The sequence below is a fragment of the Pseudomonas sp. SLFW genome, from assembly GCF_009905615.1.
Taxonomy (GTDB): Bacteria; Pseudomonadota; Gammaproteobacteria; order Pseudomonadales; family Pseudomonadaceae; genus Aquipseudomonas; species Aquipseudomonas bambusae.
This window is the reverse complement of the sequence record NZ_JAAAKW010000006.1, coordinates 398,637-411,468: the sequence shown is the minus strand read 5'-3', so window position 1 is coordinate 411,468 and position 12,832 is coordinate 398,637. Positions and strand designations below refer to the sequence as shown.

The window sequence follows — 12,832 nt, the reverse complement described above, 5'->3', positions numbered from 1 at the left end:
GGTTTCCCCATGTGAGAGTAGGTCATCGTCAAGATTAAATTCCAGAACCCCATTTGCGAAAGCAGATGGGGTTTTGTCTTTATAAGTGAAGGTCACTCATTTTCGCTGACACGTTACCTGGTAACGGATCGGCTACAGAATTTCTTGACGACCATAGAACATTGGAACCACCTGATCCCATCCCGAACTCAGAAGTGAAACGATGTATCGCCGATGGTAGTGTGGGGTTTCCCCATGTGAGAGTAGGTCATCGTCAAGATTAATTTCCAAAACCCCATCTGCTCGCGCAGATGGGGTTTTGTCGTTTCAGGGTGCAAATAACAGAACCCCAGCCATCAAACGAAAAGCACGCTCAGGCGAAACCGAAGCTGGCCGTGTATTCAGAGCAGATCAGCCAAACAGCTTCTGCACATTGCTCATCGCGTCATCTGCGAAGCCTTGCAGGAATGTCTGAAACTCCATGGCGCTGGCTGTATTCCCCTCACCCGGCTCGGCAATGATGGTCCAGGTCGCAACACAGCTACTTTCGCCAGCGGGCAGCACGGTCATTGAGGCCCACAGATTTCCAACGCCCAGATTGTTATAGATCGTGGTCCACGTCATCGAATACGCCTTTTCATTACGCGAGTTGAGCTGCTCGACCACTTCCAGCCCTCCCTCTTTGAAGCGCTTGTGCCGGATCGAACCAACACCGCTACCAATCACTTTAATGCTGTCCAGGGCCGGAATGAATTTCGTGAATCCTCCGAAGTCGCCAACGACTTGCCATACCTCGTCCGCTCGCGCTGCGACCTGGACTGACGACACCACAGGCGTGCCAGTCGGATTGGCGATCAGCGTGTCGGGTTTCAGTGCGTCGATTTTGTTGATTGCGTTCATGTCGATCTCCATTACGTACGTGGGTGTTGCGGTCAGATGAAGTCAATTTCTTTCAGGTAGTCGCAGCCTTTACGCAGCAGCGCCGGGGTTTTTTGCGGATAGCGTTCGCCCATTCGCTGCACGCCGGCGAGAGCGTTTTGATAGGCGATCATTGAGATGTCGCCGATGTCCTCTTCGAAGCCGTCTAGATAGAAGCCGAACACGCCGAACAGCGCGTTCTGGCTGTCGACCCGATTGAGCTGGGTCTGCCAGTGCGCCACGCTGACCATCTCGAATTCGCGACCCGCTTCCCGAAACGCATCGACGTAGCCGCTCCAACTCAGAGGTTCAGGGTTGTGGAGATTGAATACGGCGCGTGCAGGCTGATAACGGCTGCTATGGAAGCTGATGAAGCGGGCGAGGAAGTCGACGGGCATCAGGTCGAAGGTCATCGAGAAATCAGGTACTTGTCCCAATTGCATCGAGCCCTTGAGCATGAGCATCAAGCGGTTCTTGTGAGGCTGGCAGACGCCGGTCAGGCTGTTGAACGCGATGTTGCCGGGCCGGTAGATGTTGACCCAAACCCCCTGCTCGCGAGCCTTTTGCAGGACGCGTTCCGCGACCCATTTGGAGAGGTTGTAGCCGTTCTTGATGTAGATCGGCGGTGTGTCAGCAGCAGGCGCCTCTAGCACGCTGCCATCGGCGTCAACGGCGCTCGACGCTGACAGCGTTGAGACGAAGTTGAACACCTTCTTGCTGCGTCCTTCGCACAACCGCAGGCATTCAAATATTGGCGCGACGTTGTCCTTGGCCAGCGTTTCGTAATCCTGCACGTGGTTGACGTTGGCCGCGTTGTGCACCAGCGCGCCAAAGTCGCGGTCGAGCCGTTCGTACACCTCATCGCTCAATCCCAACTGCGGTTGGGTAATGTCGGCGGCATAGACACGGACCCGGCTCAGGTCCAGATGCTCCAGTCGATTTTCACGCAAGGATTCGACGAATCGATCCTGGGCCGTCGACCCATTGCCCTCGCGCACCAGACACGCCACCTCCGTCGCGCCCCACGCCAGCAGCGCCTCGACGATGTGCACGCCGAGAAAGCCGTTGGCACCGGTGACAATGACCTTGTGCACGTCTCCGAGCTTGCCCACGGGTAACACCGGCAGATCCAGTGGCCTCATTGCATCCTTGATCGCCTGCGGGCTGACGGTCCAGGAGGACGTACCGTCGTTGTCGATCAACGAGGCCAGAGTGATCAGGGTCGGGGCTTCGATGAAGCGGTTGATTGGAATACTCCGCCCAAACTGCTCGCGGATGCCCAACAACATCTGCGACAGCAAAATCGAGTGTCCTCCGAGATTGAAGAAGCTCTCTTCGGTAGAAATATCCCCCGGCGGCAGCTCCAGCAGATCAGCCCACAATGTCAGCAAGAGGCGTTCGTTCTCGGTGTCCGGTTGGCGACGTGGCACCTGCTCGATCATGTTCACCGGCAATTGCAGCAACGCTTTGCGATCAACCTTGCCGTTGTTGGCGAAAGGCATGATCGCCAGTTCGGTGTACGCCGCAGGTCGCATGTAATCGGGCAGCAAACGTTCTACATGGGTTTTCAACAGGGCGCGTGCAGCACCGGGTTCGGTGCCATGAGGCTGGGCCAGAAACGCCAGGATTCGACGTTGCTCATCGACGACCACCGCGACTTGGCGATACAGCTGGCTGTCGCGCAAACAATGCTCGATCTCTTCAGGCTCGACGCGGAAACCCCGAATCTTCACCTGATTGTCACGGCGCCCCGCCAGCTCGATACCCGCCTCGGTCCATTTACCCATGTCGCCGGTGCGATAGGCGCGCAGGGTTTTTCCGTCACCCAGTGGAATCTGCACGTAACGCTCGGCCGTCAGAGTCGGGTTGTGGATATAACCCAACGCCACGCCAGGCCCGACAATGTAAAGCTCTCCCGCCGTCTGCTCGGCTACAGGCTGCATCTGCTCGTCGAGAATCAGCAACTGGCTGTTGGCGATCGGGCGTCCGAGGTTGCGATTGCTGCTCCCTGGCTGAAATTGCCCGGCAGTGATCAGCACTGTGGCCTCGGTGGGGCCGTATAGGTTGTGGAACTGACACTGCGCAGCTAGACGCTCGATGACATAGGGTTCGCAGACATCACCCCCGGTGCACAAGTGTTCAAGTTTTAGCGGTTTTTCAAGAGGGAGAATGCTCAGCAGTGCGGGCGGCAGAAAGGCGTGGCTGAGGTTTTGATCCAGTAGCTCCACCAACTGCAGTGGATCACGTCGCTGATCCTCACTGGCAACCACCAGTTCAGCGCCGCTGAGCAGCGTCGGGAAGATGTCGATCACCGAGGAGTCGAAGCTTAAGGTCGAGAACTGCAACACCCGACTGCGCTCGGACAGGCTGACATATTCGGCGTACCAAGCCGTGAAGTGGCTCAGGTTGCGCTGACTGAGCATCACGCCCTTCGGATGCCCGGTAGTGCCCGAGGTGTACAGCGCCATGCAGGGCGCATCAGGGCCGACCGTCTGGCGCATCAGTGATTGAGGCGATTCAGCAACGTCTATCTGGCTGATATCCAGCCCCGGCACACACGGTCCGGCAAGCGGGTGCTGGCCGTCATGCAGCAACAGCACCGCTTTGGCGTTCTCCAGGATGTACTGCTGACGCGGAGTAGGCTGGCTGGGGTCAAGCGGCAGATAGACCGCCCCATATCCCAGAATCGCCAGAATCCCGGCAAACAACGCTGCTGATTTCGGCAGGCAGATGCCAATGACCGGCGGCTCGTTGCCTGACACACCCGGCAAAAGCCGTTGCATCAGTGCCTGGATGGCCACGCTGTGAGCGCGCAGGGTGTCGTAGCTGATGTGTTCGCCGTCGATGCTCAACGCTCGACGGTCAGCGAACGTAGCGAAAGCGCGGTCCAACCGCGCTACCAAAGGCTGTTGCGCAACCCCGAGCAGGTGCGGCTGTGCCGTGCGATTGAAGCGATGCTCGAAGGCCAGCCGATCCAGCGCGTGCAGGCCCTCCTGCCATTCGCTTTGGGGCGGTTCGATCCGTACACCTCGCTCGAAATGTTCGGGATCACGGGAGAAACGACTGACCAATAGCGCCACATGATCGATCAACGTCGCCACTGCACGGTCGCGTAGCATGCGTCCATTACCAGAGGGCTCGGTGGGCACGGTATCGCGCACGATCAGGCGCTGCGCAACGGCCGACCCGTACCAGCAGAGCAATTCGACCTGCGACAATCCGGATTGCACATCGGGAGTCAGCCCCGCGCGAAGCCCCAGATGCACGCTTGTCTGGAACGCTTGTAGGCGCGCGCTCGCCAGATCCAGCGTGCCATCCTCAATGAGCATCGATGAGCCCGTCGGCTCACTGTCTTCCAGAGCCTGAGCATCAATGATTCGATGAAGCAGATGGCCATGGCTGTCGAGTTCCCCGCCTAGCTCGTTGAGGGCCTGACTGTGGCCGATGAGCACAATGTCCAGACGTTTCATTGCACTCCCCCCACTGGCAAGTAGTCGGCCAGAGCGTGTTGCACGCAGGGTGAATCAAGCATTGAGCTTGTCTTGAAGAAACGCACGATGTTGCCCACCAGCGGGTGGTGGCGATTGATCGGGAAGCTCATCGCTTGGGTTTCGTCCCGAAGGGCTTGCTTGACCGGCTCGGACACCGGCAGATGCTCGATCAACACGAAATCAAAGGATTTCTGAATGTCGTTGGTCAAATATTGAGCAATGAACACCGGCATGATCTGTGCGATGGTCTGGCGGTCTTCTTCGGGCGCGGCATTCCAATAGATGCGCACCAGGCGCGCCCAGAACCCGGAATGCCGGCCTTCGTCGAGCAAGTGATCGGCCATCAGCCCCTTGATCGATTGCTTGACCGTGTCGTCCTTGGCGAACGCCGCGACATCATTGGTCACGGTGTTCTCGGCGATGGCCACGCAGATCAGTTCTACGGCGCTGCGCAGAGGGTCAGGCGCGAGGGCCAGTGCAGCGGGAATCGCTCGGCTCAATTCGATTTCCAGCGGCAGATGGATCGGCTGAATACCGGTCAGGGCGATGGTCTGCTGCATGAAGTCCATGGCGACCAGCGCGTGGTAGTCCTCATCGACCACCACGGTCATGGCGTCGTAGCGGCAGGCGAACGGGAAGCGGATCGCGAAGTTGTCCTTGGCGATGCTGCGAGCGGTCTTGTCGACGATTTCCGTCTCGAAGATCACCACGTCGTTGATGAACTTGTACAGGCTCTGGATGAGCGCAAAATCTCGGAGGTGCGAGCATTCGCGGGTGAAGGTGTCGCTGAGCACCAACGGCTGGCGGCTCAGGGGATAGATGAGTTTTTCGTCGTTTTCGACGATGCGGCGCGGGCGGGTGCGGATCGTCGCACGGCCTTCCCAGGCATCGGCAAAGGATAAATAGTCTTCGGCTTTCATGATGTCGTCCTTGTGTGGGCTGAAGGGGATTCGAGGTGCTGCGACAGGCTCATGCACTGACCTCCAACGCCGGTTCGCGCATGCTCACGCGCAGGGCATCCCACAGCGCAATGCGGCTTTCCACGGCCGCGATGGCGGCTTCGTAGACTTGCTGCTCGCGTTGCTCGTCGCCATCGACCAGGCGGGCCAGCAGTGATTCCGCAGCCGGACCGTGGTCTTCCGAATCGACTTCGATGTGGCGCTCCAGGTAGTAGCGGAAGGTCGGCGCCTGGTTGGCCGTGATGCCCCAGTCGTCGAGGATGCGTTGGAACATCTGCGGGATGACGCTTTCACGGCCATGCAGGAAGGCAGCGGCGACGCTGTGAGCGGGTGCATTCAGGGCGATGTCGAGGGTGTCCCGCACGAAACCTGCTTCGGCGCTACCTGCGTTAACGCGGTTCAGCGCTGCTTCGTACGGAACGCCATCTTTTTGCAGCTCGACGAAGCGTTCAATGCGCGTCGTGCTGGCGCCGACTTCGCGCATGGCATCCAGATACAGCTCGAAATGGCTGTAGTGGCCATGATCGAGTCGATCGTCTGATTCCTCGCCCAGCACGATCTCGTTGATCAGGCGAGCGGCCTTCGGGTCTTTGGGCGGCAGCCACGGAAGCCGGGTACAGGTCAGCTCCTGTTGCAGTCGCTTGGTGAGTGACATGAAGTCCCAGACCGCGAAAACATGAGCCTCCATGAAACGTCGCAATACATCCAGAGAATCAATTTCAGAAAATATCGGGTGAGCGCTTAGTTCTGATTTCTTGCGGTTCAATAGTTGTTTTTGAATGTTCATGATGACGTCCTTGAAATGTGTGAGTTCGAACGCTGTGTTCTAGGCGTGGTGCGAAACTGCACCGGTGTGACCGGTGTTTGTTTCACGCCTAGTTGAAAAACAGGCAAGCACGGGCCGTGAACAAAACGTCGTCCAAGAGTGAAGCGTGTTGGGGGCAGCCGCCCAGGCTGCGGGGGCTGTTCGCTTTGTTGCCCTTGAAAATCGATGCCTTTGGCGTCGTTCAAGCGGCAACGAGAAAACGTTAAAGCACTTTTTAATTGGGGCGCAATTACTTTTTAAGAATATTTACTTGCACTAAAAACGGAACGTGACGTGGCCTGATAAAACACGCGCTCAATGTTTTATTTGGATGCAAGCAACCCTTCCAGCTCAATAGAGTCAGAATCGATAATAATGAACGAATGCCTCGTTCAGCGTTGCTCTTACACTGAATAATCGGTTAGGAAGAATTTTGTGGGCGACGTTGATAGAAGTCCGTCATTACGTCTCCGCCCTGTGCACAACTCCTTTCGTTGCTCCATGAGAATCGCGTTTACGAAACCGACTGTAGGCGTGTTCTTGAGCCGAGTTTGCCTGAAACACAGCAAAGTGCTGCGTTAACGCAGTGAGAATTACGAGCGTGAGGAGAGGGGGTTTATGCAGGCAGGAAGGGCGTGAATACGATCACGCCCCCAGCAATCCCAAATGTGTATTGATGATGTGCAGCAGGCGGTGGCGCTGCGATTTGAGAAAGTCATGACGGCCACAGACTTCGATGAGCTCGAATTCGCGGCGGGTGAAGGCGCGCCAGTTCATCATGCTGACGGCGGTATCGACCGGATCATCGCTGCCGTAGAGGGCGGTCAACGGGATGTTCAGCCCGCCGTCGGGACAATGCGACCACAATTCCGAGAGCTTAAGGTCGCTGCGCATCACCGGTTCAAAGAGGCGCATGAGTTTTTTGTCGTGCAGGATCGAGTCTGGCGCTACGCCGAGCTTGATCAACGCGTCGATGAAGTCGTTTTTGGGGAGCGTGTGCAGATAGGGCTCTGGCTGCTGGCTGTCAGGACTGCGGCAGCCGGAAATGAACAGGTGGCGTGTCAGGTCCGGGTAATGTGCCTGGGTTAATCGGGCCATCTCGTACGCGACACGGCCACCGAAGCTGTGGCCATAAAAAGCATGGGGCTCGGTCAGGTAAGGTTCTAACGCAAGAAAGGCGTCTTCAAGCAAGGGCGCCCATTGATCGTACGGCGTTTCCTTGAGGCGGCTGCCGTGCCCCGGCAGACGGAGGGTGACCAGTTCGATGTGATCCGCCAGGCCCTCCGACCAGTCACGAAATTGCTCTGGATCGCCGCCCGCATGGGGAAAGCAGATCAGGCGTGTTTTGATGGGTTGCCCGGAATTGACAACCATCAGCCATTTGTTTTTCTCGGCGTACACTCAGGTTTTCCCAAGCCTGCAAGCGCGGGCTACTGATAACCGTGGGGCCGGGTCCTTCGGCGCTGGCATCGCACATTACGATGCTCGATCAGCCCCATGCCTCGTCTGCTCGCTTGCGGCGAACACAGGCAGGGGTGCGAATGCTGGACCGTGCACAGTCGCTATCCACGGTCTTTGAAACCTCACTCAACGAGGGCGCGCTTCCTTGACGCCGGGGCGGAGTTGGCGACTTCCGCTGGACGGCTTTTCAGATATCCGTTGATGGCTTCGACGCCACGGTTCAAGTGGTGTGCGAGGGCGCTGACGGTCGACTCGATGGCGCCAGCCTCAGCCATCTGCAACAGTTCCAGGTGATCGTGCTGGGAAAGCTTGCCCAGCCCCATGTACTTGAGGTTGAAACGCAGAAAACGTTCTTCCTCGTTCAGCCCGTCCTCGACCAGCTTGAGCAGGCGTTTGTTGGACGCACGGGAATAGAGCGTCATGTGGAACATTCGGTTGAGCGTGCCGATCCGCGTGTAGTCGGTTTCAACTTCAAGCTGTTCGATGAAATCCCGGGCAGTTGCAATGTCCTGGGCGGTGAGGAGCGGGATCGACTGCCGCAGGGCTTCAGACTCCAACAAAATGCGCAGCGCGTAGGCGTCGGTCGCGTCCTCATTGATCAGTGGTGCAACGACGGCGCCTTTATGGGTTTCGACGCGCAGTAGCGATTGAGCCTCAAGCTGGCGCAACGCTTCACGTACCGGCATACGGCTGACACCGAACAGTGTGGCCAGCTCCTGCTGGCGCAAGGCAATCCCGGCTGGCAAGCGGCCATCGAGAATCGCGCTACGCAGTTTCGCTTCAATAACGGCGCGCGCCATGTGCGCGGGCGGTTGTTCATTCCCTAGAATTTCTCGGAGAAACTGCTCTTTCTCTGTCCTGCGCATCGTTATTTCTTCTTCACTGATCGGGCATTGGATCCAATGGAACACTAGAGGCCGTGTCTGGCGTTGTCAAACTTTGCAAAGTCTTTGACTCGGCCGAGGCGGCCCGCATTCTACAAGGCTTTCTGACATTCATGTGCGTACGGTGATCTATCCTGACATCGACACGGGGCGTCGGAAAACGGTCGCCTGGACAAGGCATTTCCACGCGCATGCCAGCAGTCGATCGAAGTCGTTGAATCGCAAGGCAATGATCGCCAGATGCCATTATTTTCCTCGGTTGGAGGCTCGACAGCGAGTACCTCCGGTCGATCCCATGGACTGACTGCCTTGGCGATCCGATTCGTCCTCGACCGCCCTCTACGCACGCTTTGTCAGATTCTGCTGACGGGTGTCGTGTTGGCGAGTCTGGCGAGTACCGACTGGGATTTCTCGCTGATCACCCGCCGGGCGACTGCGCTGTATGGCGCTTCGATAGAGGGGCGCCACCGGGTCGATGAATGGCGGGCGATGCTCGATGGGCGCAGGCCTGCCACCGACCTGGAGCTGCTGCAGCGGGTCAACCTCTTCTTCAATAGGGAGCTGCATTACGTCGAAGACATCGATTTATGGGGCGTCGACGATTATTGGGCCACGCCTGTCGAGGCGCTGTGGAAGGGCGCTGGCGACTGTGAGGATTTCGCCATTGCCAAGTATTTCAGCCTGCGGCAATGGGGTATGCCCGCCGACAAGCTGCTGATCACGTACGTCAAGGTCCTCAACCCCGAGCGCCCGCATATGGTGCTCACGTATTACCCGGACGGGGATGGCGAGCCGATCGTGCTCGACAGCCTGACCGACAGCCTCGAACCGGCCGACGCACGCAAGGACCTGCTGCCGGTGTATGCCTTCAACGGTGAGGGCGTTTGGTTGCCGGATGCCACGGACGCCACCATAGGGAGCAACAGTATCGCGGGGGATATCAAACAGCTGTCCCGCTGGCAGGACGTGTTGAACAAGATGAAAGCCGAAGGTTTTCCGGTCGAGGGCAACACGCCCTGATCCATTCGACAGAACAAGGAATCGCCCATGACCCTGTTCAAACAGCTGTTGCTTGCCATCTGCGTGTTCATGCTTGTCGCGTTCAGTGGCGGCTTCATGGTCAGCCTGGAAAGCTCCCGCGACCAATACGTGAACCAACTGCGCTCCCACGCACAAGACGCAGCCACGGCGCTGGCGCTGTCCCTGACACCGTCGGTGGATGACCCGACGATGATGGACCTGATGGTCAGCTCAATCTTCGATAGCGGCTATTACGCGCGAATTCGCGTGGTAAACCCTGCAACGGGCAAAATCCTCGTCGAGCGCAGCGCCGTGCCTGCAGCGACCGCGCCGGACTGGTTCATCGAACTGATCGCCTTGCAGCCCGCAGGAGCCAGCGCAATTGTCAGCCGTGGCTGGCGGCCTGCGGCCCGGGTTGAAGTGGTCAGCCATCCCATGTTCGCCATCGGCAAGCTATGGCAGTCCGCGCTGGGCAATCTAGGCTGGTTGTTGCTGTGTGGGGTGGTGAGTTTTCTGTTGGGGGCGTGGCTGCTGCGGCGTCAGCTCAGGCCGCTGGATTATCTGGTCGAGCAGTCTCAGGCGATTGGCCGCCGCGAATTTCTCAGCGTGCCGCAACTGCCAATGACCCCTGAGCTGCGCAGGGTGGTGCAGGCCATGAACCAGATGGTCGACAAGCTCAAAGCGCTGTTTCTCGAACAGGCCGAGCGCACCGAAAAACTGCGCATGGAATCCTACGAAGACAGCCTGACGGGGCTCGCCAACCGCCGCTATTTCGACATGCGTTTGCACGCGCACGTCAGTCAGGTCGAGGACGCCCGCTCGGGCTATCTGCTGCTGATGCGGGTCAACGACCTGACAGGGCTCAACGAGCGCTTGGGCAGCCAGAAAGCCGATGCGCTGCTGGTGGCCGTCAGCGATGTGCTGGTGCGCCAGTGTTTCAATCATGCCGAAGCGCGGCAGCTGATCAGCCGGATTCGCGGGGGCGAGTTTGCCGTGCTGGCGCCGGGGCTGGTGAAGGAAGAAGCGCTGCAATTGGCCTATGAACTGGAAACGGCGTTGTGCAGCCTGGCTGGCACCGGCGCGTCGGACGTTAGCCCCGCTGCGTATATCGGCCTGGCGCCGTACAGCCCTGGCGATTCAGCGCAGACCTTGCTGGGCCTTGGTGATCAGGCGCTTTCCCAAGCCGAAACCCAGACTGATTGCATCTGGTACTGCATCGAGCACAGCGCGGTCGAGAGTCTGGAGGACGATCACCACGCCTGGTATGAGTTGCTGGATCAAGCCCTGACCGAGCGTCGTTTTCAGCTGTTTTTCCAGCCGGTGATGGACGCCCGCGACGTGAGCCGCGTGCTGCATTTCAAGGTGTTGTCGCGGGTGATCGACGACGAATCGCAGACCCTGCCCGCGGGGCGATTCCTGCCGTGGATCGAGCGCTTCGGCTGGTCGGCGCGGCACGACCGGGTGATGCTCGAAACGGTCTTCGACCAGCTCCCTCGACATGACCAGAAGCTGGCGCTGAACCTGTCCGCTGCGACGCTTTCCGACGCGGGCGCGTTGAACGAGGTCATGGACCTGCTCAAGCGCCACGCGCATCTGGCCCCTCGATTGATTCTGGAAATCGGTGAGGAGCAGGTGCCTGATCAGCAGGCCCTTGAAGCACTTACTCGCCGTCTCAAGGATTTGGGCTATTCGTTGGCGCTGCAGCACTTTGGTGGGCGGTTCAGCATGATTGGCAACCTGTCGAGCCTGGGATTGGCCTACCTGAAAATCGATGGCAGCTACATTCGGGCCATTGATCAAGAGCGGCACAAACGGTTGTTCATCGAGGCGATTCAACGGGCGGCGCACAGCATCGATCTGCCGCTGATTGCCGAGCGGGTGGAGACGGAAGGGGAGTTTGTCGTGCTGCGGGAGATGGGAATTCAGGGGGTGCAGGGGCAGTTGTTTGGTGATCCTGCGCCTTGGGAATGAGGCGCTCGACCAGAGCTCGCCTAACAAACTGTAGGAGCGAATTCATTCGCGAGAGGCGTGCTCAGTCGACATGAATGCGTCGCCTGTACACATTTTCGTCGGGATGCCGCCCAGAATGAATGTGCTCCCACAGGGATTCAGAAAGCCGGAGGAGTTACAGATACCGACCCGTCACGAAGTGCTGCACATCATTGAACCCCGGCGTCGAAGCATGACCCGGCGTGACCAGCGAATCGATGAACGCCTCATCTTCCGCCGTGATCTTCACGCTCAGCGCTTTGGTGTAGCTGTCCCACTGTTCTTCGGTGCGCGGGCCGACGATGGCCGAGGTCACTGCCTGGTTGTTCAGCACCCAGGCAATGGCGAACTCCACCAGGCCGACGCCCTTATCCTTGGTGTACTGCTGCAATTTCTGCGCGATGTGCAGCGACTCGGTGCGCCACTCCGTTTCCAGAATGCGCTTGTCCTGACGCCCTGCACGGGTACTGCTGTCGGGCGTAACGTCTGGCGCGTATTTGCCGCTGAGCACGCCGCGCGCCAAGGGGCTGTAAGGGACCACGCCCAGATCGTAGAACTTGGCGGCGGTGATCTGCTCAAGCTCTGCCTGACGGTTGACGATGTTGTACAGCGGCTGGCTGATCACGGGTCTGTCGACGCCCAGACGCTCGGCGACATTGACCACTTCAGCGATGCGCCAACCCCGGAAGTTGGACACGCCCCAGTAACGGATCTTGCCCTCGCGAATCAGGTCGCCAATGGCGGAAACCGTCACTTCCAGCGGGGTGCTGTGGTCTTCTTTGTGCAGGTAATGAATGTCGATGTAATCGGTGTCGAGGCGGCGCAGGCTGGATTCGATTTCATTGAAAATGTGCTTGCGGTTCAGGCCGCTGGTGTTCGGCGCAGTGTTGCCTGAACTGCTGCCGACCTTGGTGGCCAAGACCCATTCGCTGCGACGGGACGCAATGGCTTCACCGACGATTTCTTCGGAGCGACCGGCGTTGTAGACGTTGGCGGTGTCGATGAAATTCACGCCTTCATCCCAGGCTTTGTCGATGATGCGCAGCGACTCTTCGGTGCTGGTCTGCACGCCGAACATCATGGAGCCCAGCGTCAGTGTCGAAACCTTGAGGCCGGATTGGCCAAGAATGCGGTGGTTCATTGCTCGATATCCTTTTCGTCAGGGAGATAGAAATAAGGACAGCTCTAGGCCGGACATACTCGCCTGTTTATGACGGATTTGAAAAGTGACAATTTCGGCACGGCGAGGTAGACGCTTATTGCCGCACGGGTTTCACAGGAATGCCTGATGTACGCCATCCACTGTAGGAGTGAGCTTGCTCGCGA

The 12,832-nt window shown here is 58.5% G+C and carries 9 protein-coding genes and 1 rRNA gene; 3 read left to right on the top strand and 7 right to left on the bottom strand.

Annotated features, from left to right (window positions below):
• The first annotated feature begins 143 nt into the window (after window positions 1–143).
• Window positions 144–259 (top strand): 5S ribosomal RNA (gene rrf / locus GVN17_RS14180).
• 131 nt (window positions 260–390) lie between these two features.
• Here the strand turns inward: rrf and GVN17_RS14175 are convergent.
• The 6 genes from GVN17_RS14175 to GVN17_RS14150 form a co-directional block, all read right to left on the bottom strand.
• Window positions 391–879, bottom strand: coding sequence for an SRPBCC family protein (locus GVN17_RS14175; RefSeq protein WP_218576203.1), 489 nt, complete (start codon window positions 877–879; stop codon window positions 391–393).
• Window positions 880–911: 32 nt separating this feature from the next.
• The gene (locus GVN17_RS14170) at window positions 912–4,367 is read right to left on the bottom strand and encodes a non-ribosomal peptide synthetase (RefSeq protein ID WP_166595882.1); all 3,456 of its coding nucleotides are present in this window, start codon (window positions 4,365–4,367) and stop codon (window positions 912–914) included.
• Window positions 4,364–5,308, bottom strand: a complete 945-nt coding sequence (locus GVN17_RS14165) for a diiron oxygenase (RefSeq protein WP_166595881.1) — start codon at window positions 5,306–5,308, stop codon at window positions 4,364–4,366. Before GVN17_RS14165 ends, GVN17_RS14170 begins: the two co-directional genes overlap by 4 nt.
• A gap of 49 nt (window positions 5,309–5,357) precedes the next feature.
• Window positions 5,358–6,134: a DUF3050 domain-containing protein gene (locus GVN17_RS14160; RefSeq protein ID WP_166595880.1), complete on the bottom strand. Its 777-nt coding sequence runs from the start codon at window positions 6,132–6,134 to the stop codon at window positions 5,358–5,360.
• A gap of 663 nt (window positions 6,135–6,797) precedes the next feature.
• On the bottom strand, window positions 6,798–7,553 hold the full coding sequence (locus tag GVN17_RS14155; protein ID WP_166595879.1) for an alpha/beta fold hydrolase: 756 nt from the start codon (window positions 7,551–7,553) through the stop codon (window positions 6,798–6,800).
• Between the two features lie 182 nt (window positions 7,554–7,735).
• Window positions 7,736–8,479: a GntR family transcriptional regulator gene (locus GVN17_RS14150; RefSeq protein WP_166595878.1), complete on the bottom strand. Its 744-nt coding sequence runs from the start codon at window positions 8,477–8,479 to the stop codon at window positions 7,736–7,738.
• 327 nt (window positions 8,480–8,806) lie between these two features.
• On the opposite strand from GVN17_RS14150, the gene GVN17_RS14145 reads away from it, so the two are divergent.
• Together GVN17_RS14145 and lapD are read left to right on the top strand one after the other, a co-directional pair.
• Window positions 8,807–9,517 carry a transglutaminase-like cysteine peptidase gene (locus tag GVN17_RS14145; RefSeq protein ID WP_256665226.1) on the top strand — a complete coding sequence of 237 codons (711 nt, stop codon included), beginning with the start codon at window positions 8,807–8,809 and terminating at the stop codon, window positions 9,515–9,517.
• Between the two features lie 27 nt (window positions 9,518–9,544).
• On the top strand, window positions 9,545–11,488 hold the full coding sequence (lapD, locus tag GVN17_RS14140; RefSeq protein ID WP_166595876.1) for a cyclic di-GMP receptor LapD: 1,944 nt from the start codon (window positions 9,545–9,547) through the stop codon (window positions 11,486–11,488).
• 154 nt (window positions 11,489–11,642) lie between these two features.
• On the opposite strand, the gene GVN17_RS14135 is transcribed toward lapD, so the two are convergent.
• Window positions 11,643–12,647 (bottom strand): aldo/keto reductase, encoded by a 1,005-nt coding sequence (locus GVN17_RS14135; protein WP_166595875.1) that lies wholly within the window; start codon window positions 12,645–12,647, stop codon window positions 11,643–11,645.
• Window positions 12,648–12,832: the final 185 nt, after the last annotated feature.